The 19895-nt window shown below is 41.8% G+C and carries 21 protein-coding genes; 7 read left to right on the forward strand and 14 right to left on the reverse strand.

Annotated elements, in window-relative coordinates; all coding sequences use genetic code 11:
- The first annotated feature begins 333 nt into the window (after positions 1-333).
- Both NI465_RS13655 and NI465_RS13660 read left to right on the forward strand, forming a co-directional pair.
- A complete protein-coding gene (locus NI465_RS13655; protein WP_253145702.1) occupies positions 334-933 on the forward strand; it encodes a PM1805 family lipoprotein in 600 nt (199 codons plus the stop codon).
- 141 nt (positions 934-1074) lie between these two features.
- Positions 1075-2091 (forward strand): pirin family protein, encoded by a 1017-nt coding sequence (locus NI465_RS13660; RefSeq protein WP_253145704.1) that lies wholly within the window; start codon positions 1075-1077, stop codon positions 2089-2091.
- Between the two features lie 24 nt (positions 2092-2115).
- Here the strand turns inward: NI465_RS13660 and NI465_RS13665 are convergent, their stop codons facing one another.
- On the reverse strand, positions 2116-3492 hold the full coding sequence (locus NI465_RS13665; protein WP_253145706.1) for an NAD-dependent succinate-semialdehyde dehydrogenase: 1377 nt from the start codon (positions 3490-3492) through the stop codon (positions 2116-2118).
- A 363-nt stretch (positions 3493-3855) separates the two neighbouring features.
- Here NI465_RS13665 and NI465_RS13670 point away from each other — a divergent pair, with 363 nt between their 5' ends.
- Positions 3856-4494: a hypothetical protein gene (locus tag NI465_RS13670; RefSeq protein ID WP_180087597.1), complete on the forward strand. Its 639-nt coding sequence runs from the start codon at positions 3856-3858 to the stop codon at positions 4492-4494.
- A gap of 51 nt (positions 4495-4545) precedes the next feature.
- Here NI465_RS13670 and NI465_RS13675 read toward each other — a convergent pair whose 3' ends face one another.
- The 10 genes from NI465_RS13675 to NI465_RS13720 all read right to left on the reverse strand — a co-directional run bounded on the left by NI465_RS13675 (position 4546) and on the right by NI465_RS13720 (position 12742).
- Complete coding sequence (locus NI465_RS13675; protein WP_004644865.1) at positions 4546-4965, reverse strand: F0F1 ATP synthase subunit epsilon; 420 nt, start codon at positions 4963-4965, stop codon at positions 4546-4548.
- 27 nt (positions 4966-4992) lie between these two features.
- Complete coding sequence (gene atpD, locus NI465_RS13680; RefSeq protein WP_004644863.1) at positions 4993-6387, reverse strand: F0F1 ATP synthase subunit beta; 1395 nt, start codon at positions 6385-6387, stop codon at positions 4993-4995.
- A 26-nt stretch (positions 6388-6413) separates the two neighbouring features.
- Positions 6414-7283 (reverse strand): F0F1 ATP synthase subunit gamma, encoded by an 870-nt coding sequence (atpG, locus tag NI465_RS13685; protein WP_004644862.1) that lies wholly within the window; start codon positions 7281-7283, stop codon positions 6414-6416.
- Between the two features lie 89 nt (positions 7284-7372).
- On the reverse strand, positions 7373-8917 hold the full coding sequence (gene atpA / locus NI465_RS13690) for a F0F1 ATP synthase subunit alpha (protein ID WP_004644861.1): 1545 nt from the start codon (positions 8915-8917) through the stop codon (positions 7373-7375).
- A 45-nt stretch (positions 8918-8962) separates the two neighbouring features.
- A complete protein-coding gene (locus NI465_RS13695; protein ID WP_004644860.1) occupies positions 8963-9499 on the reverse strand; it encodes a F0F1 ATP synthase subunit delta in 537 nt (178 codons plus the stop codon).
- Between the two features lie 12 nt (positions 9500-9511).
- Positions 9512-9982 carry a F0F1 ATP synthase subunit B gene (locus NI465_RS13700; RefSeq protein ID WP_004280990.1) on the reverse strand — a complete coding sequence of 157 codons (471 nt, stop codon included), beginning with the start codon at positions 9980-9982 and terminating at the stop codon, positions 9512-9514.
- A 39-nt stretch (positions 9983-10021) separates the two neighbouring features.
- Complete coding sequence (gene atpE, locus NI465_RS13705) at positions 10022-10267, reverse strand: F0F1 ATP synthase subunit C (RefSeq protein WP_000424060.1); 246 nt, start codon at positions 10265-10267, stop codon at positions 10022-10024.
- 85 nt (positions 10268-10352) lie between these two features.
- Positions 10353-11228, reverse strand: coding sequence for a F0F1 ATP synthase subunit A (atpB, locus tag NI465_RS13710; RefSeq protein ID WP_004644859.1), 876 nt, complete (start codon positions 11226-11228; stop codon positions 10353-10355).
- A gap of 110 nt (positions 11229-11338) precedes the next feature.
- Complete coding sequence (locus NI465_RS13715; protein WP_004280982.1) at positions 11339-11731, reverse strand: ATP synthase subunit I; 393 nt, start codon at positions 11729-11731, stop codon at positions 11339-11341.
- Positions 11732-11905: 174 nt separating this feature from the next.
- Entirely contained in the window at positions 11906-12742 is an 837-nt protein-coding gene (locus tag NI465_RS13720) for a metal ABC transporter solute-binding protein, Zn/Mn family (protein ID WP_121980228.1), read from the reverse strand.
- 146 nt (positions 12743-12888) lie between these two features.
- On the opposite strand from NI465_RS13720, the gene NI465_RS13725 reads away from it, so the two are divergent.
- From NI465_RS13725 to znuB, 3 genes are read left to right on the forward strand one after another with little or no spacing between them, the layout of a single operon-like run.
- Entirely contained in the window at positions 12889-13386 is a 498-nt protein-coding gene (locus tag NI465_RS13725; RefSeq protein ID WP_004280980.1) for a transcriptional repressor, read from the forward strand.
- Positions 13368-14150, forward strand: coding sequence for a zinc ABC transporter ATP-binding protein ZnuC (gene znuC, locus NI465_RS13730; protein ID WP_005105130.1), 783 nt, complete (start codon positions 13368-13370; stop codon positions 14148-14150). The genes NI465_RS13725 and znuC overlap by 19 nt, the downstream gene beginning before the upstream one ends.
- 3 nt (positions 14151-14153) lie before the next feature.
- Entirely contained in the window at positions 14154-14954 is an 801-nt protein-coding gene (gene znuB / locus NI465_RS13735; protein ID WP_180087599.1) for a zinc ABC transporter permease subunit ZnuB, read from the forward strand.
- Between the two features lie 74 nt (positions 14955-15028).
- Here the strand turns inward: znuB and NI465_RS13740 are convergent, their stop codons facing one another.
- Positions 15029-15649, reverse strand: coding sequence for a LysE family transporter (locus NI465_RS13740; RefSeq protein WP_253145708.1), 621 nt, complete (start codon positions 15647-15649; stop codon positions 15029-15031).
- 160 nt (positions 15650-15809) lie between these two features.
- Between NI465_RS13740 and NI465_RS13745 the strand changes: the two genes are divergently transcribed.
- Positions 15810-16730: a Dyp-type peroxidase gene (locus NI465_RS13745; protein WP_005245328.1), complete on the forward strand. Its 921-nt coding sequence runs from the start codon at positions 15810-15812 to the stop codon at positions 16728-16730.
- 32 nt (positions 16731-16762) lie between these two features.
- Here the strand turns inward: NI465_RS13745 and NI465_RS13750 are convergent, their stop codons facing one another.
- Together NI465_RS13750 and NI465_RS13755 are read right to left on the reverse strand one after the other, a co-directional pair.
- Positions 16763-17647: a hypothetical protein gene (locus NI465_RS13750; RefSeq protein WP_184413283.1), complete on the reverse strand. Its 885-nt coding sequence runs from the start codon at positions 17645-17647 to the stop codon at positions 16763-16765.
- Positions 17648-17666: 19 nt separating this feature from the next.
- Entirely contained in the window at positions 17667-19886 is a 2220-nt protein-coding gene (locus NI465_RS13755) for a LysM peptidoglycan-binding domain-containing protein (RefSeq protein ID WP_253145709.1), read from the reverse strand.
- Positions 19887-19895: the final 9 nt, after the last annotated feature.

Consider the following 19895-nt stretch of genomic DNA (forward strand, 5'->3'; position numbering starts at 1 on the left):
AATTATCAAAGTTCTGTTGCTTTAGCCTGTATATTTTTATGGCTACCTTTATAGGGTTAATTATGAACAGTAAATGTCAACAGACCCTATTTAATTGCATTAAAATTCACCTAAAAACATTTTCAAAGTGATTGCAGGCCAAACAAGCCAATTTGGTGAGAGCAAAGTACTTCTTTACCAGCTTTTAATAATCTTTTTCTTGTTTTTGAATAGAGCAACGTTCGCAACCCAGAAGAATTGTTATGAGTTTGCAACAATCTTTTTTATCTCCATAGTTTGTCCTTATATTAAATACTATTCAAATTCTATTACCTGTATCGAGACCCTGCTTCCATGTCCAAGATTCTTGCCAATGCTGTCCTTCCTTTCGCATTATTTAGCTCGGGAATTTTACTGATGGGCTGTGAACAGGCTGTCGAAACACCGACTGAACAGGCAGATACAACAACGTCAGATTTAGAACCAGCCTCTCAGCAACAAGGCTCGGCAACACCAACTGAACTTAAATCTGGCAATATGTTTTATATGGTTCGGGATGTCGCCGACTTGCAGCTCAAGGCCGGCAGTTATGTGGAACAGTTAAAACAGACCCAGAGCGAACTGCAAACGGCGGTCGAAGCCAAAGATACCCAGCAACTGCAATCCACTGCGACTCAGCTTCAACAGCAACTCAGCAGTTTTAATCAGGTACTGGGCAACTTGAACTTGAAAAGTCAGGAAATTGACCAGATTCGTAATAATATGATGTCTGCAAACCAGCAAGTGCTGGCTTCTCCCCTCTTGAATGGTCAGGTGGATTTTAGCCAAGTGGACTTGAAAAAGATTGAATCGCAGATGGTGAATGTTCAAGCCGAAATGGTCAAACTGGCAGGCTTGCTGATCCAGAATCCAGATCAGGAATCAGAGAGCAATACTGATCAGGACAATACTTAAAATACCTAAACATCTCATTTTGAGGCGATTGATCGAAACATGTCTTCCTCAATCGCCTTGCAGGCTATACACTGTTATGGATTATAAAAATTACATTTAGATCAATAATTTTCATCTATTCAGATCATCAGGAGTTCAATCATGTCGAATTCAGTGCTGTATTCTGTGGTTCCAGTCACATCCCGGCTTGATCTGAAAGATCCTTTTATTTTTACCGTTCATCATCAAGATCATTATCCGCAAGGCAATTCTAAATTAGGCCCAGTTTCCCCGCCACAGCAGCATGAATATGACATGTATTATGGCGAGAGTATTCCCGGCTTTCCGGAGCATCCGCATACAGGTTTTGAAACCATTACCATTGTCGAGCGCGGTTATGTCGATCATTTTGACTCGCTAGGAAACTCAGGACGTTATGGCGCGGGTGATGTGCAATGGCTGACTACCGGCAATGGGGTGCAGCATTGCGAGATGTTTCCCTTAGTCCATCAGAATCAGGACAATCCTCTGGAGCTGTTTCAAATCTGGCTGAATTCCTCACCAGAACAGAAAAAACAGCCAGCCGATTATAAAATGTTGTGGCGTGAACAAATTCCACATGTATTTTCAGCTGATGCGGCCGGACGTAAAGCGGAGATCCGGGTCATTTCAGGGCAGTTTAAACAGACTCAGGCACTGGATCGGCCACCACATTCATGGGCAGCCATGCGAGAGAATCAGCTCAATATTTATTTAATCACTTTAAAGCCGGAAGCAGAATTAATCATTCCTGCAACCACTGCTACTGCAACGCGTTTTTGTTATTTTTATCAAGGTAGAAGCTTGGAGCTTGAAGGACAGAAGATAGCGCCGAAGCATCTACTTGAACTCAAACCGGATGCAGATATTCAGCTCAAAGGTGGGCTGCTGGAATCACATATTTTATGGCTGGAGGGTGAGCCAATCGGTGCACCAGTTGCCATGCATGGACCTTTTGTTTTGAATAGTGCTCAAGAGCTAGATACTGCTTTTCGTCGTTATCGCGAAACCCAGTTTGGTGGCTGGCCTTGGCCAAGTGCTGAACCGTCATTTCCACCAGAGCATCCACGTTTTGCCAGTTATGAAGGTGGCAAACGTGAAGAATATCCCGACCAACCAGACAAAGAAGCCACCGAATAGTGGCTTCTTTGACATCAGATCGTATTATTTTTTCGGGCTTTTGACGACGACCAGTTTTTTCTGCACAAATTCTCTGAAACCGTCAATGGAGAGTTCGTGACCATAACCCGAGTTCTTAATTCCACCAAATGGCAGTTCTGGCGCAGTATCGGTATACCAGTTAATCCAGATCATGCCCGTTTCGACACGTGAAGCCAGCTTTTTCGCCCGCTCGATATCTTCTGAATGAATTACGCCACCCAGACCATAATTGGAATCATTGGCAATCGAAACGATTTCATCCTCATCCTTGGCCACATAGATTTGTGCCACTGGGCCAAAAAATTCTTCATACCAGGCTTCATTTTCACGCGTGATATTTTCCAGAATGGTTGGTGCATAGAAATTGCCTTGATGTTCTACAGCTTTGCCGCCAGTGACCACAGTCGCGCCTTGTGCTACTGCCTTTTCGACCTGCTCGCTGAGTTTTTCCAGCGCATCTTTTGAAGACAGCGGTCCTAAAGTGGTTTCAGGATCGAGCGGATCACCCAGTTTTAACTGTTCAAAAGCTTTCAGCATGCCAGCTTTGAATTGTTCGGCAATTTTTTCATGCAAGATAAATCGTTTCGCCGCCGTACACACCTGCCCGGCATTATTGACCCGCGCCTGACAACCTAACTTGAGCGCGCGTTCCAGATCTGCATCATCCAGTACGATGAATACATCATTACCACCCAGTTCCAGCGTTGATTTTTTAAGATGTTTTCCGGCCTGTTCAGCGACTGCACTGCCCGCACCTTCTGAACCTGTGAGTGCTACACCACGCACACGCTTGTCTGCAATTACTTCAGCGACCTGATCACTGCTGATAAACAGATTGGTCCAGACACCTTTGGGTGCGCCTGCATCCAACACCAGTTGCTCAAAGGCTTCGGCACATTGCGGCACAATGCCGGCATGTTTTGCCAGAACCGGATTACCAATCGCACAGTTCGGCGCAAAGACCCGCATCAGTTGATAAAACGGGAAATTCCACGGTTCTACCGCCATGATAATACCCAGTGGATGATGCTCGACCCAAGCTTCTCCTAGTTCCGTTTCATAGGACACTGGCGCTAAAAACTCTTTGGCATGATCGGCATAGTATTCTGCAATTTTGGCGCAGGTTTCGATTTCACCTTCACTTTGCTTAATCAGTTTCCCCATATCCTGGGTCATAAGCTTGGCCAGTTCAGCTTTTTGCGCTCGCATGTTGGTAGCCAATTTACGCAGTACTGCAATACGGATATCGACCTGCTGTGACCATTCTGACTTTAGAATTTTTTCTGCAGTATCGAGTGCATGTTGAATATCTTGATCGCTATGCGATGGGTAGTCTTTCAATTTTCGATTGGTAAATGGATTAATAGATTGATAAGCCATGGTTTTCCCTTTTTTCAATTATAAGTTTTGCCTGTTCTAAACTTCTATCGTATTAAGCTATAACAAGCGAAATCTGTTCGAATCATTTAACTTATCACTGATTTTTTTATGGCGTGTGCAGGTTTACAGATTGGTTCAAAACATTACTGAGAAAGGGTAAAAGTTATATCGAGTGGTACAAATTAAAATTTATTTAAGAATCGGAAATGTAAAACCAACACTCTCAAGATCGATACTTGCAAAAATTCCAAGCTAAAACAAATAATCTAAATCAGCTGTTTTAAGGTGATGCTAAAAATATAAATTTCAAATTTTCAGGTGTGTAGTACATTATTCTATATAGTAGAAAAAAGAAAATTCATAATGAGTCAAATACCATCTAATATCATTCAAACAGCAGAAAACTATTTTGATAATACAGTTTTAGAAACGACTGATACTATTTTTCAAGAAATTTTAAAAGCTTTTCCAATAGCATCTTCAGGTTTAGCGATTTATAAAGTTTTCAGAAGCTATAACGAAAAGCAAAAATTAAAAAATATCCTGGAATTTATAAAGGAAGGTGAAAAGTTAGCATCAGGAACATTACTAAAAATCTTCAAGAATCAAAACAACTTAGAAATAGGTGGTGAATTACTCAATGCTTTAGATAAAGTCTATTTAATCCATCAATCTAAAATGCTCGCTCGTTTAGCTCTTTTATATGATGCGAAAGAAATAAATCGTGAAAATTTTTTAAGATATACTCATATTATTCCTCAATTTACATCGTTTTTATTAGAAGGGTTAGAAAAAGCCTACTTATCATTTGAAATGAACAAATCCAAGAAGGATTACTACCTTACGAATAATGAATGTAACTTTTCAGCATCTGAATTAGAAAAGTTTGGTTTTTTGTACGTAGTAGCTACATTTGGTTCTGGCAATAATTATGGTAGAGAAAAAGACTTAATCTTTTTTTATGAACACATATATAAAAACAAACATGATAAGAACCTATGAACCATAAAAAAACCACCCTTTCGGGTGGTTTTTTCAATCTCAAACCGTCTCTTATTGAGCGCGGTTTTTGATTTTGCGGATCGTTTCCAACTGTGCAGCAGTTTCTGCAAGAGCAGCCAAAGCAGCAGCAGAGTCCAAATCGCTCTTTTGATTCGCAAGCAATGCTTCAGCGTGTTTACGCGCTTCAACAATAGCTGCTTCATCTAAGTTTTCTGCACGGACTGCAGTATCTGCAAGAACCGTAACAACATGCGGTTGAACTTCTAGAACACCACCAGATACATAGATCAACTCTTCTGTACCGTTTTCCAAAATAACGCGGATCGCGCCAGGTTGGAGCAAAGTTACCAACGGAGCATGGCCAGGCATAATACCCAACTCACCGCCAGCACCTTTTGCAATTAGCATAGTTATAGTGCCTGAGTACAAAGACTCCTGAACACTTACAACATCACATTGCATAGTCGCCATGAGAATCTCCTAAATTAGAGTAGCTAATTAAAGTTTCTCGGCTTTAGCAATAACTTCGTCAATACCACCAACCATGTAGAACGCTTGTTCTGGGATGTGATCGTATTCACCAGCTAGAAGACCTTTAAAGCCACGAATCGTTTCTTTAAGAGATACTAATTTACCAGGAGCACCAGTAAATACTTCAGCTACGTGGAACGGTTGAGAGAAGAAACGCTGGATTTTACGCGCACGGTAAACAACCAGTTTATCTTCTTCAGCAAGCTCGTCCATACCAAGAATCGCGATGATGTCTTTAAGCTCTTTATAACGTTGCAATACGTTCTGTACAGAACGTGCAATTTCATAATGCTCTTGACCAACAACTAACGGATCTAACTGGCGTGAAGTTGAGTCTAGTGGATCGATCGCTGGGTAAATACCAGAAGATGCGATGTCACGGCTCAATACAACAGTTGCGTCTAAGTGAGCAAACGTTGTAGCAGGCGATGGATCTGTTAAGTCATCGGCAGGTACGTATACCGCTTGGATTGACGTAATAGAACCAGACTTAGTCGATGTAATACGTTCTTGAAGAACACCCATCTCTTCTGCAAGTGTAGGCTGGTAACCTACTGCAGATGGCATACGACCTAGAAGTGCTGATACTTCAGTACCCGCTAGTGTATAACGATAGATGTTATCTACGAACAATAGTACGTCACGGCCTTTACCGTTTTCGTCTTTCTCGTCACGGAAATATTCAGCCATGGTCAAACCAGTCAACGCTACGCGTAAACGGTTACCCGGTGGCTCGTTCATCTGACCGTAAACCATTGCTACTTTGTCTAGAACGTTAGAATCTTTCATTTCGTGATAGAAGTCGTTACCTTCACGAGTACGCTCACCAACACCAGCAAACACAGATAAACCTGAGTGAGCTTTCGCGATGTTGTTGATCAACTCCATCATGTTTACAGTTTTACCAACACCGGCACCACCGAACAGACCAACTTTACCACCTTTCGCGAACGGGCAAAGTAAGTCGATGACTTTAATACCAGTTTCTAAAAGGTCAGTAGAAGCCGCTTGTTCTGCATAAGAAGGCGCTTGACGGTGAATTGGTAAACGCGCTTCAGTCGCAACAGGACCAGCTTCGTCGATCGGGCGACCAAGAACGTCCATGATACGGCCTAGAGTCGCTGTACCTACTGGTACAGAAATCGGCGCGTTAGTGTTAGTTACGTTCAAACCACGCTTAAGGCCTTCAGTAGAACCCATTGCAATAGTACGAACTACGCCATCACCAAGCTGTTGCTGAACTTCTAAAGTAGTTTCAGTACCATCTACTTGGAGAGCGTCATAGATCTTAGGAACGCTGTTGCGTTCAAACTCGACGTCGATAACCGCGCCGATGATCTGAATGATACGACCGCTATTCATTGCTGTCTCCTCAATTCAAAATAATGTTAAACGGCAGCGGCACCACCAACGATCTCAGAAATTTCCTGAGTAATCGCGGCTTGACGCAGCTTGTTATAAATAAGTTGCAGGCTCTTAATGATCTCGCCTGCGTTGTCTGTCGCTGCTTTCATAGCGACCATACGTGCAGACTGCTCACATGCGATGTTTTCAATCACACCTTGATACACCACAGACTCGATATAACGAACCAACAAGCCATTTAAAAGCTCTTCAGCTTCAGGCTCGTAGATGTAATCCCAACCGTATTGACGGTTCAGATTCTTGTCTTCTTCAGCAGCAGCCAAAGGAACAAGTTGTTCGATTTTTTGATTTTGAGTCATGGCATTGACAAAGCCGTTTGACACTAGATAAATACGATCTAACTCGCCTTTATCATAAGCGTCCAACATCACCTGTACAGAACCAGATAACTGCTCAAGACTTGGGGCATCGCCGACTTGCGTCGTCGCACCAAGCACTTTACCGCCGTAGTTTTTAAAAAACGAAACCGCTTTTTGACCAATTAAAGCAAATTGAACTTCAATTGACTGCTCTTGTTGCTGTTGAACGTGTTTAACCACTTTCTTGAACAGGTTAATGTTCAAACCACCAGCAAGGCCACGATCTGAAGACACAATGATATAGCCAACGCGCTTAACCGGGCGTTCAACCATATAACGGTGTTTGTATTCAGGATTCGCTTGGACCAAATGAGCAATTACACGGTGCATATTTTCGGCATACGGACGGCCTTGAGCCATGCGCTCTTGCGCACGACGCATCTTAGAAGCTGCTACCATTTGCATCGCTCGAGTAATCTTCTGCGTGCTCTTGATACTAGCTACTTTGGCGCGAATTTCTTTTAAATTTGCCATACGCTTAACCTAGTATTCGAAAGCCCTTGCGAGCTTCCGAAGGTTGATTCCGTGAACCAAACCGACACTAAATTCAACAGAGGTTGAAATTAGTAAGTTTGAGTCGCTTTAAAGCTTTCAATACCTGCTTTGATTGCAGCTTCGATGTCTTTGTTGTAATCACCAGAGGCATCGATTTGTTGCATTAACGCAGCATGTTCTGAACGGAAGTAAGAAATCAACGCAGCATCAAAGTCTACGATTTTCTTAACGTCTACGTCAGCCATGTAGCCTTCGTTAGATGCATAAATTGAAACAGCTTGGTCAGCAATTGAGTAAGGAGCATATTGTTTTTGCTTCATTAACTCAGTTACACGTTGACCATGTTCAAGTTGCTTACGAGTTGCTTCGTCAAGATCAGAAGCGAACTGAGCAAATGCTGCCAATTCACGGTATTGCGCCAAAGCAGTACGGATACCACCAGACAATTTCTTGATGATCTTGGTTTGCGCTGAACCACCAACACGAGATACAGAGATACCCGCGTTCACAGCAGGACGAATACCTGCGTTGAATAATGATGTTTCAAGGAAGATCTGACCATCAGTAATCGAAATTACGTTGGTTGGTACGAATGCAGATACGTCACCCGCTTGAGTTTCAATAATCGGCAATGCAGTTAATGAACCAGTTTGGCCTTTAACTTCACCGTTAGTGAATTTCTCAACGTAGTCAGCAGATACACGAGAAGCACGTTCAAGTAGACGCGAGTGTAGATAGAACACGTCACCTGGATACGCTTCACGACCTGGTGGACGGCGTAAAAGCAATGAAATTTGACGGTAAGCAACAGCTTGCTTAGACAAGTCATCATAAATGATTAACGCATCTTCACCGCGGTCACGGAAGTATTCGCCCATTGTACAGCCAGAGTACGGAGCTAGATACAGCATTGCTGCTGGATCAGCTGCAGCTGCTGCTACAACAGTTGTATACGCCATAGCGCCAGTTTCTTCTAGCTTGCGTACCACGTTAGCGATAGTCGATTGTTTTTGACCGATTGCTACGTATACACATTTAATGCCAGAGTTTTTCTGAGCGATGATCGCGTCGATCGCCATTGCTGTTTTACCAGTTTGACGGTCACCAATGATCAACTCACGTTGACCACGGCCTACAGGGATCATTGTATCTACTGATTTATAACCAGTTTGTACAGGTTGATCCACTGATTGACGCCAAATTACGCCTGGTGCTACTTTTTCAACAGCATCAGTTAATTTTGCATCAATAGGGCCTTTACCATCAATCGGGTTACCCAAAGCATCTACTACACGGCCTAAAAGTTCTGGACCAACCGGAACTTCTAATACACGACCTGTGCAACGCGCTTTTTGACCTTCTTGAAGGCTTAAGTAGTTACCTAAAACAACGACGCCCACTGAATCCTGTTCTAGGTTCAGTGCCATACCGTAAAGGCCGCCGTCGAATTCGATCATTTCACCGTACATAGCGTCAGCTAAGCCGTGAATACGCACAATACCGTCGGAAACCATAACAATGGTTCCTTCGTTCTTAGCGGTTGCGCTGGTGTCCAGATCGCCGATACGCTGTTTAATGAGCGCACTGATCTCGGATGGATTCAGTTGTTGCATTGCGCTATACCTCAATCTTTTTAAAGTTCAGTCTTCTAAATGCAATTAAGCAAGAAGACGAGTACGCATTTTTTCAAGCTTGTTAAGCGCAGAATCATCTATCACTTGGTCGCCTGCACGAATAACTACACCAGCAATCAGCGCTGGGTTAACTTCTACAGAAACATTTACCGCCGCTTCGAATTTTTTCTCTAATGCGTGAGTAAGAAGTTGTTCCTGTACAGAAGTCAATGGGAATGCTGATTCAATCACAACATCCACAGTATTGTTATTCTGTGATTTAAGCTGCTCATATTCTGCTGCAATCTCAGGAAGAAGAACCAAACGGTTATTCTCTGCAAGCAATGTCAGGAAGTTAGACACTGCCGCAGTTTGGTCTTCACCTAAAACTTTCGCAAAAAGAGCCACCTGCTCAGCAGGTGTAAGCTCAGGGCGATTTAGATAAGCTGAAAATGCTTCGTCTTGCACCGCAGCACTGAGCAATTCAAGTGCTGTTGACCAAGAGTCAGTTGCACTTTGCTCAGAAGCGTAAGCAAATGCTGCTTTAGCGTATGGGCGTGCCAACGTCAAGAGTTCAGCCATAATCCGCCTCTCTTAAAGTTTAGCAGCCAGCTGAGTCAGCATGGCATTGTGAGCTTCTGCATCAACTTGCTGGCTAAGAATTTTCTCAGCACCAGTTACTGCAAGAGCAGCCACTTGTTGACGCAATTCTTCGCGAGCAGCATTGATTTCAGTATCAACAGCTTCTTTAGCCTGTTGACGAATACGCTCACCTTCAGCCGCAGCTTGGGTACGCGCTTCTTCGATCAATTGTGCACCACGACGGTTCGCTTGTTCGATCAATTGAGCCGCTTGTGCTTTTGCCGCGTCTAACTCAGCTTTCACTTGTGCTTGCGCATCTGCAAGGTCAGCCTTCGCTTTTTCAGCAGCATTTAAGCCATCAGCGATTTTACGCTGACGTTCACTAATCGCATTGATTAGTGGTGGCCATACAAACTTCATGCAGAATGCGACGAAAATCGCAAACGCAATCGCTTGGCCAAACAATGTGAGGTTGATATTCATTGCAAATTCCTCAAATAGTGAATTTCGGAATTAAGCTGATTAACCTACAAATGGATTAGCGAAGATGAAGAACAAGCCAATACCAACACCGATCATAGGCACAGCATCAAGAAGACCCGCGATTAAGAACATACGAGTTTGAAGTTGTGGAGCCAATTCTGGTTGACGAGCTACAGCTTCAAGGAAACGGCCGCCTAGAAGACCAAAACCAATCGCAGTACCTAAAGCACCGAAAGCGATCAAGATAGCAGATGCAATTGCAACTAGACCTAAAGTGAGTTCCATGATAATTCCTCAGAGGTTAGGTTTTATACCAAATTAAGTTAAAAAATTGTGTGCCCAACCATCCGTTGACAGTTAGGCAATACCATTAATGCTTTTCGCTTGCCATACTCATGTACACGATAGTCAACATCATGAAAATGAATGCTTGTAGCGTAATAATCAAAATGTGGAAAATCGCCCAAGGCACAGACAACGCCCACTGGATCCAGAACGGTAATAACGCGATAAGAATGAAGATTAACTCACCCGCATACATGTTACCGAACAGTCGTAGAGCCAATGAAACTGGTCGCGCCAAGAAAGTAGTCAATTCCAACAATAAGTTAAATGGAATTAAAAGCACTTTAGCAACTGGATTACTTGGGTTAAATGGGTTCAGTGCTAACTCACCAACGAAGCCGCCAACACCTTTCTCACGAATACTATAGAAAATAATTAAGAAGAATACAGAAATAGACATACCGAGGGTAATGTTTGGATCTGTAGTCGGAACAATTTTAAAGTAAACCTGATGAGGGTCTACACCCAGCATAGAAGCAATCGCGTGTTGAGCTACATAAGGAATAAAGTCAACAGGGATCAAATCCATCAAGTTCATGAGGAAAATCCACACGAAAATGGTTAATGCTAAGGGTGCAATTAATCGAGACTTCCCGTGGAAGGTATCACGTACACTTGAATCTACAAACTCGATAATCATTTCAATTGCAGACTGGAACTTGGTAGGAACACCAGCATTAGCCGCTTTCGCAACCAACCAGAACAACAAACAGAAAATCAGACCCAGTCCGATAGACCAACCCATTGAATCCAAGTGAATAGCAGTGAACCCCATCTGTTGAGCTTCAGCACCGCTCTCGGCCAATTTCCACGTACCGTCCGGCATTTTGCCATAGGTCATGTTGGTCAAGTGATGCTTGATATACTCGGTCGAAGTAAGGGCATGTTCTTCAGCAGCCATAAATCACACCTGGTCAATGTCAAAAAACTAATAGAACAAACGAATATCGCGTGCTGCTTGATATCTCGCCTGCTCCTGAAAAACTTTTCAATTTCTTGTTGTGCTTATACTCATTTTTGTAGACGTGACGCCCAAAACGGAGCGACCCACGACATGGCTTGAACAAGTATAAAACCACAAAACAACGCCACCGCTGACAACGGTTTAACATTGCTTAAAATTAAAATGAAACCAACAATCACAATGGCAAACTTTCCCATCAAGCCTTTATACATGTTCGAAAGAACTTGTTTAGACGCGCGGGCTCCTGCTGCTCGAAACGATTGCCACGAAAAATAACAAGTCGCGAGCCAACATACCAGTGCACCTAATGCTGCACTCAAGGCTGCGGTTGAGTCTTTCACGACCCAGCCGATCAAGGCTGAAACAGGGATCATACAGGCTTGCAGGAGGACCAAAGCTTTCGCTAATCGTCGGTCAATCAAGCGACTAGTTCGGCTCATTATTTATTCACTCACAGCAATCATGCTTGACAAGTTTAACAGGTGATTATTTTTAATCGCAGGCATTATAGAGTTACACCCCTGAACATGCAATCTTTTCCCGACCTTAGTCGTGTTTTTTTAAATCGGGCCACTGCTGTTAAACTAATCAAAATCTGTCTATTTTTTAAATCATTAGCGTGCATTTAGTACACATTTCTGGGTTTCTGTGGCCAATTGCTGCCAAGCCTGCACAAAGTCCCCTGCCCCGCTCATGCTTTCATCGACATGCTGGAACAGTACCGGATTGAGTTTGCGGTACTGGTTCTCACTGGCATGACCTTCGGCCAGCAGACACATTTTGCGCTGTGGACGATGATCCTGTAAAAACTTGATTTGCGCCACGGTTGGTGAAACATGTGGATCATCGGTCAATGCCCCCATGAATTTTAAATTGAGTGGGCGCTCAAGATACTGGTAGGCATCGTGATAAGACCAATAAGGTTTGGCTTTGTTACTTGAACTATAACGCTGAGCCGTAGCAAACATGTTTTGTGCAAAGTCACGGGCATTTTTCCAGTAGCGTTCACGATGCTCCGGCAATTGCTGCGAACGTAGCGCCGCAATAAAGAAACCAATCCGCACTGCATTATTCGGATCGAGCCAGACATGCGTGTCTACCGTATTTTTTAAGGCCTCGCCACGCGGATTACGCATCGGCAAGGTGGTCAATATCCCCGAGTCTAACAGTGCAATGCCTTTATTACTTTCATTCAGCACTTTGGCCAAGGGTGCTTCATGCGCCTGACCCAGCCAGATCACCAGACCTGCATTCTGAATAGTTTTTCGATGCGCCGGAGTCAGACTCACATCATGTCCACTTTGGTTGGCCAGCAATAAAGTCGGCTGTTCCACACCTTGGGTAATTTTCTTGGCAATCAGATAGATCGGCTGCGTAGACACCACCAGACTTTGTGACCAACTGAGTGTACTGAACAATGCCAGCAGACTGATTGCAAGGAGACGGAACATGAGTAGAAATCACTTAAAAACGATAAAATCAGGAAGTGTTATAATATAACAAAAATACAAAAATACCTATGCCTAATCGAAACTCAGAACGCTTCATGTTAAGATTTGAAATCTATTAATTTTCAGTTTCGCACTTGAGGTGAACTATGGGTTCCTGTTCGCACGAACACCACAACGCATTGCACGGCGTGCACGACCATCCCAATGTCGCACAACGTCTTGCTGAAGCGGAAAGTCTTTGTGCAGCAAGCGGCGCACGCCTTACACCTTTACGTAAAGAAGTGCTGGAACTCATTCTGAATGCGCATGGCCCGATGGGCGCCTATGATCTGCTGGCACAAATGAAAAATGCCAGTGATCGTCCTGCAGCACCACCCACGGTGTATCGCACTCTGGATTTTTTATTAAGCAAAGGGCTGATTCATCGTCTGACCTCGATCAATGCCTATATTCCCTGTTGCCATCCGCGTGAAGGTCATCAGGCCGCTTTTTTAATCTGTACCGAATGTAAAGCCGTCAAAGAAGCGTCGGCTCAGGGCCTGCTCGATCAACTCGATGCACTGGCCAGCTCGGACGACTTCACGGCACATCACAGCATTATCGAAATTTCAGGAATTTGTCAGCAGTGCCGCAACAAAGCTTAAGTGCCTCTCCCTTGATTCAGCTTTCCAAGATCTGGGTCAAAATCGATGAGCGCGATATCTTAAAAGCCATTGATTTCTCGTTACAAGAGAAAGAAATTGTCACACTGATTGGTCCCAATGGTGCTGGTAAATCGACCTTGATTAAAGTCATGCTGGGCATACTGAAACCACAATCGGGTGAAATCAAAACTGCGCGCAAACTCAAATTTTCCTATGTGCCGCAAAAATTCAATCCCTCACATAGCTTACCGCTACGGGTAAAAGATTTATTAGCACTAGAAAAGTGCCCGTCCCAGATTAAAACTGAAATTATCCGGGATACCGGTATTAGTAAACTGCAAGATTCTAAAGTTCAGCAGTTGTCTGGTGGCGAACGTCAGCGGGTGCTATTGGCTCGTGCCTTATTACGTCAGCCGGACATTTTAGTTCTCGATGAACCGATGCAGGGTCTAGACATCCAGTCCGAAGCTGAACTGTATGAATATGTGCGTAACTTGCCGGAAAAATATGGCTGTGCCGTACTGATGGTTTCACATGACCTACAATGGGTGATGCAAGGTACGACTCGTGTGGTCTGCTTAAACAAGCATATCTGTTGTAGCGGGCTGCCGGAAAGCGTGCAGCAACATCCTGAATATCAGGCGATTTTTGGCACCAATCGCGTATTCTATCAACATCATCATGATCATTGCGCGCATGGCGATTCTGCCACACCCTGTCAGCATGATTCACGCCCTCATATTCACCCCGAGCCGGAAGCTTAAACCATGATGGATTGGTTACAACTCCTTTTACCTGCATGGATCATGGGAACGCTATTGGTATTTCTGACTGCACCGCTGGGCTGTCTCATGCTCTGGCGGCGTATGTCATTCTTTGCCGACACCATGGCACACGGTACTTTACTCGGTGTTGCCATTGCTGGAGCTTTAAGTTTACCGCTCTGGATAGGAGTCACTTTTATTGCCTTATTATTGGTAGGGATTTTGTGGATACTGCATGATCCGCGCCTGCCGAATGATGCCTTGCTGGCGCTGTGTTCAGCAACACTGCTTTGCTCGGGATTATTATTCATTCAGCATTTACCGAGTTTAAGACCGGAACTTCTCAGCTACCTATTTGGTGATTTACTTACGATTTCTTGGGCGGACTTACCCACCTTTGCCATTGTGATTATTCTGGCCTTAGCCGTCCTCTATAAGAGTTGGCAAGCGCAGATTCAAATCGCGATTGATCCGGACATGGCGGTCAGTGAAGGCGTGAATGCCAAATGGCAACGCCTGATCTTCATGTTATTGCTGGCGCTCTTTACCGTGCTCGCCCTAAAAGCAGTCGGTTCACTCTTGATGGGGGCATTACTGGTGATTCCTGCCTTGACTGCACGGCTCCTTGCACACTCGCCTAAACAAATGGTGATCTGGGCATTCGTGATTGCGCAAATTGGGGTGACCGTGGGCCTATGGTCGAGTGCAGGTCTCAATACTTCGACAGGTTTAACCATTGTCCTGACCATGGCGGTGCTATTTGCACTGATCTTCTGTGTGCAGAAGTTTAAAAAGCTGAATTAATCTTTCTGTTAAATCATGATGATTTTCTAATGATCTATTCAGCCTCTCTCCTTTAAGGAGAGAGCAAACACTCGTTATTGATGCACCAAACTCAATAAAAATGCAGCACCTGCAAATAAACCGGCAAAAGTCCGGTTCATGACTTTTTGTTGTTTCGGTGATTTTAGTAGCCTTAAAACTTTAGCAGCCAATCCGGTATAACCCGCCATCACAATCAGATCAATCGTCACCATTGTTGCAGCCATAATCAAATACTGAATCCATTGTGGTTTGGACAAATCCAGAAATTGCGGCAAGACGGCCAGTAAAAATACGATGGCTTTAGGATTAGGGATATTAACCAAGAAACCATGCAGTACCAGTTTTCCTCTCGATTTTCGCGTCAATTCATGTTTAATTTCGATGTTCTGTGCAGGTGCTTTCCATTGCAAAACTGCCAAATATAACAGGTAGCCAACACCAAACCATTTCACCACTAAAAATGCCCATGGGGTTGTCGCAAACAAAACTCCCACGCCTGCTGCAACCACTGCAATCTGTACCAGTAAAGCCAGTTGCAGACCCAGCGCATTCCAGTAACCATGCCGAAAACCATAATTCAATCCGCTCGACATCGATGCAATTGCACCAGCACCCGGAGAGACACTAATCACCCAGCAGGCCAACATATAGGCAAACCACATTTGATAGGACATGAACATTTCACTCAGAAAAACCCACCCAATATTATATGAATTTTCTAATAAAATCAGGCTAAAAACCTGCTTAAATATAAAGTATCAGACTATTCACTCTGTCTGGCTTCAGGCACAATATGCACATTAAAAACAGGATCTATCCTTATAGGAGCCATGAATGACAGCCCAATCGGTAATCTTGCCACTTCCTTCAGATCATGCTCGCTTTATTGTGTTACGTCTTAAAGATTTGAGTATTGAAAAATTAAAAGAACAACTCGAACATTTGTTTACTTCTCGTGATCGGCTGATCACGCAACACCCTCAAGCACAAATTAAAACAGGCGTAGCTTTTGGTCCTGAACTGTGGACAAAACTTTATGATCAAGCTCCTGCAGGCTTTAAACAGCTTGAACCCATTCATGGTTCGTTTGATATGCCGGTTGTTCCAGCAGATGTACTGATTCATATTGCCAGTGCCCGTGCTGATATCTGCTTTGCGCTCAGTCAAGCTTTTTTTGAAGGAATTCAGGACCAGGTTCAGGTGCTGGATGAGCGAGTTTGCTTCCGCTACTTTGATGGTCGTGATATTACCGGCTTCATCGATGGTACTGAAAATCCACAATTCCCGGATGATCGTGCAGAAGTCGCGTTATTAGGTGAAGATTCAGGTGTTTTCCAAGACAGTTCATTTATTTTTGCCCAGCGTTACGCGCATAACCTGGAAAAATGGAAAAAGCTAAAAGTCGATACTCAGGAACAGGTTATGGGCCGTACCAAGCTTGAATCTATTGAATTGGATGATGAGGTCAAACCTGAAAATGCGCACGTAGCACGTACTGTAGTTGAAGGTGAAGAAGGCGAAGAAATGGAAATTCTGCGTCATTCTCTGCCTTATGGTGACGGACGTGGTGACCAGGGTCTATTCTTTATTGCCTACACCAAAGACCTGAAAATTATTGATGCTATGTTAGAACGTATGTTCGGTACCTCTGGTGATGGAATTCATGACCACCTGCTGCACTTCGTAACTCCGCTGGATGGCGCATATTACTTTGCACCGAGTGAGGAGCTGCTGGAAGAGGTTTTGGAAGGGTAAAAGTAAAAAAGCCGGCGAGAGCCGTCTTTTTTCTATAATTCTAATTTAATATTTTTCTTACTTCCTGAAGAATCGCTATAACTTAAATTAAATTTTTTATCTATAGAATAAAAATTTCCAATTCTTCTAACTTCAATATCAGGCTTTATTTTAATGAGATAATATACAGATGAAGACTCTTCATCTGTATCTTCATATTTTTCACCTATTAAATATTGAGATTTTTCTGAATAAGGTAAAAATTTAAAACCATCTAAATTCAGTTTTTTTATTTTTTCATTATTTAAAACATCTCCTATTTCTTGAGAGTTTTTCTTTATCTCATCAAATCTATAAATATGATTTTCTGAGTCACTAAGTTTCTCACACTTATTTTTCGAATTAATTTTCAAACATTGATTAAAGTAATCTGAAGAATTTGGCAACAAAATTTGTTTAAAGTTAGATAAACTTATATATTTTATATTTTCATCAATGCTTATTTTTACAAATGCATCCTCTATAATTCTAAAGCATATTTTTGAATCATTATAAGTATTCCGATAGCTATATAAATTACCGGTAACACATAAATTTCCATTGGAACTGGAGAATTTAATTTGTGATTTTTCTTTTTCAATTTTATAATTCAAGGGATAGATAATTAATGTTTTTTGGTTCAAAGCCGCTAGTCGAGTATACTTCCCATCATCAATTTTAATAACTGTATAATTTTTATTGTAATTTACATTTTTACCAATATTATTTTCATATAACTTTATATTTTCAGCTTTACAATAATAATTGTCAATATCATAGTCAAATCCACAAGGCTGTACTTTTATTTTTGATGCCTTATTACTTTCAATTACTTTTGCATTACCACCCACCATACAAAAAAAACCAAAAAATAATAATATACTAATTTTTTTATTCATTCTATATCTCACACGTCTACTATTGTTTATGATATTTATTAATTTTTTCTAAAATTTCTTTAACCATTTCTGTTGATTTTTTATTAGCATGATTAGCAGTACTTTCATAAAAAGATTTAGTGCCATCTGAAACATGACCACCACAGTTTTGGCTAATTTGATAGCCTTTTGGAGTAGCGATGGATGCCCATTCTTTTGCTGCTTCATATTGAGCATCTTCCGTATTTCCAATCCCTTTAAGAACAAAATTTCCTAGTTTAGGCCTTTTCGAAGGAATCAGGTAATCTCGAAAAATTCTTTCTTGTAGATTTTCATCAAATTTCTCATTTCCGCTTAGTTTAAGTTTTAATTTTGCCTCTCTCATAGGATCTGGAGTTATCTGATATTTACCCACCGCAAACATTCTAGAAGTATCTCTAGGAGACAAAGTATAACTTTCAATAATTTGATTAATTGTTTTATTAGTGACTGTACCTTTTGCTGGATACAAAAAGGAATGTATCACTTTATTCTTAATAGTTCCTGTATTGTATGATTCGTAATTCCCTTCACCATGTGAAATTGCAGAACCTAGTTGCTTGATCAATTCTTCTAAAGAACTGTCCTTTAAAGCTGGGCTGTTCATAGGCGCAGCCGCAAGTCCAGTGCATCCTAAAATTGTACTAGCCTTACCGTCTCTTCTAAACAAATTAACTAGATAATCACCATTTAAACCATTTGCAGTCTTGGAAAATAACTTATCGATTTTAAATTCATCTGAAAACTCTCTTACGTCTAAATGAACCCAAGTAGTTGCTCCATGAGATAAGCGCTCTAATCCAAATCTATTATTCGACCACCCCATCGTTGCGTTTAAATATGTGCAAAACCATTCTTTTCTGACTGTATTTTCCAATTCATCTAGACTAACTACTTGACTATTTTTATTATAGATAACTATATCTATAGCTGTACCCATATGATTAGTTGTAGCTCTTCTCTTTTTTAAGTTATTATCTATACAACGATAACCTGATGATATTTTAGATATTTTATATCCTTGAGGATTACTTTTCTTATCAAAGTAGAACATCATTGCTTTTAACCCCCACACAAGGCTTCGATGCATCCCTTCTGATTCCTTAAGAGTTTTTTGAACTTTTACATATTTTCCTGAGGTTTTCTGATAGTTTTCGAATGTAAACGTACCGATCCGTCTCATTCCAAATCCACTACACTTACCGCATGAACATTTAAAAGAATCTATAAATTTAGCAATTCCATATTCATCACGGAACTTATCTAAAGCTGCTAAAAAACTTCCGCATATTTTTCCAGTTTCAGGAACCCCCATATAATCCCGTTGAAATTGTTTTATACATTCCGCTGTTAAAGGAGTAAATTCATCTGTAGGTAATGCGCCACCAAAGCCTGCTAGCCTGATATTAACCTCTCTAATAAGTTCACTTTTGCCTTGAGATATACATTGAGGATTAGTTTTACATAAATTGGAAGTATCAGTTTTCGGTGTTCCGCCATCCTGACTGCGATCCTCTTTCATATCAATTTTTATTGCATCCGATAAAGCTTTCTTACCTTCTTCATACCATTCATTAAGCTGCTCTAATGCTTTCTTCTCATACTCTTCAACTGTATTCACAATTCCTTTATCAGCCTGTTTAGTCTCTTTTTTACTTTTCTCTGATGATTGAGACTTATTATTCTGAAAAGCATTTTTTTGAGGGTTTGGCTTTCTATCAATACTTGTATTATTTCCTGTAGCAGGCATATTAATTGGAAGTTTAATTACTTGTCCTATGCTGATTTTATTGACATCTTTTATCCCATTCAGCCTTTCGAGCACTCGGATTGTGGTGTGATACTGTTGTGCAATAGATGATAAAGTTTCACCTTTTTTAACCTTATGTGTTTTACGTTTATAACTTCCTTTATTTCCATTATTTTCTACTGTTTTTAAATCCAAGAGAATTTTAGGACTTATAACCGTAACCAGCATACGGTCTTTCGCCATTATGAAGGTCTGAACTTTTTTCATACCTCCACCCAAAAGGCTTTTGACATATATGTCTAAAACCGTTCCTTTGTCTCTTTGAATTTCATAAAGGCACCCCTTGGAATTGGTAGAACCCTTTACTACATGTTGACCTGTCTTACTATTTTTGACTTCATATTGAACTTTAGGAATTGGATTGCCTAACAAATCTAGAATTTGTATGGTTGCTAAAGACTTATTTGTCATTTTTATATC

It is taken from the genome of Acinetobacter lwoffii (genome assembly GCF_024129855.1).
In the GTDB taxonomy this organism is placed as follows: domain Bacteria; phylum Pseudomonadota; class Gammaproteobacteria; order Pseudomonadales; family Moraxellaceae; genus Acinetobacter; species Acinetobacter lwoffii_L.

Bases quoted from the DNA above. Each gene is read 5' to 3' on its own strand.
- atpB (WP_004644859.1), bottom strand. From the start codon at position 11,228: ATGGCTGCTGAAGAACATGCCCTTACTTCGACCGAGTATATCAAGCAT.
- NI465_RS13655 (WP_253145702.1), top strand. From the start codon at position 334: ATGTCCAAGATTCTTGCCAATGCTGTCCTTCCTTTCGCATTATTTAGC.
- atpD (WP_004644863.1), bottom strand. From the start codon at position 6,387: ATGAATAGCGGTCGTATCATTCAGATCATCGGCGCGGTTATCGACGTC.
- NI465_RS13725 (WP_004280980.1), top strand. From the start codon at position 12,889: ATGGGTTCCTGTTCGCACGAACACCACAACGCATTGCACGGCGTGCAC.
- NI465_RS13695 (WP_004644860.1), bottom strand. From the start codon at position 9,499: ATGGCTGAACTCTTGACGTTGGCACGCCCATACGCTAAAGCAGCATTT.
- NI465_RS13670 (WP_180087597.1), top strand. From the start codon at position 3,856: ATGAGTCAAATACCATCTAATATCATTCAAACAGCAGAAAACTATTTT.
- atpE (WP_000424060.1), bottom strand. From the start codon at position 10,267: ATGGAACTCACTTTAGGTCTAGTTGCAATTGCATCTGCTATCTTGATC.
- znuB (WP_180087599.1), top strand. From the start codon at position 14,154: ATGATGGATTGGTTACAACTCCTTTTACCTGCATGGATCATGGGAACG.
- NI465_RS13755 (WP_253145709.1), bottom strand. From the start codon at position 19,886: ATGACAAATAAGTCTTTAGCAACCATACAAATTCTAGATTTGTTAGGC.
- NI465_RS13665 (WP_253145706.1), bottom strand. From the start codon at position 3,492: ATGGCTTATCAATCTATTAATCCATTTACCAATCGAAAATTGAAAGAC.
- NI465_RS13745 (WP_005245328.1), top strand. From the start codon at position 15,810: ATGACAGCCCAATCGGTAATCTTGCCACTTCCTTCAGATCATGCTCGC.
- atpA (WP_004644861.1), bottom strand. From the start codon at position 8,917: ATGCAACAACTGAATCCATCCGAGATCAGTGCGCTCATTAAACAGCGT.
- NI465_RS13715 (WP_004280982.1), bottom strand. From the start codon at position 11,731: ATGAGCCGAACTAGTCGCTTGATTGACCGACGATTAGCGAAAGCTTTG.
- NI465_RS13675 (WP_004644865.1), bottom strand. From the start codon at position 4,965: ATGGCGACTATGCAATGTGATGTTGTAAGTGTTCAGGAGTCTTTGTAC.
- NI465_RS13700 (WP_004280990.1), bottom strand. From the start codon at position 9,982: ATGAATATCAACCTCACATTGTTTGGCCAAGCGATTGCGTTTGCGATT.
- NI465_RS13750 (WP_184413283.1), bottom strand. From the start codon at position 17,647: ATGAATAAAAAAATTAGTATATTATTATTTTTTGGTTTTTTTTGTATG.
- NI465_RS13660 (WP_253145704.1), top strand. From the start codon at position 1,075: ATGTCGAATTCAGTGCTGTATTCTGTGGTTCCAGTCACATCCCGGCTT.
- NI465_RS13740 (WP_253145708.1), bottom strand. From the start codon at position 15,649: ATGTCCTATCAAATGTGGTTTGCCTATATGTTGGCCTGCTGGGTGATT.
- NI465_RS13720 (WP_121980228.1), bottom strand. From the start codon at position 12,742: ATGTTCCGTCTCCTTGCAATCAGTCTGCTGGCATTGTTCAGTACACTC.
- atpG (WP_004644862.1), bottom strand. From the start codon at position 7,283: ATGGCAAATTTAAAAGAAATTCGCGCCAAAGTAGCTAGTATCAAGAGC.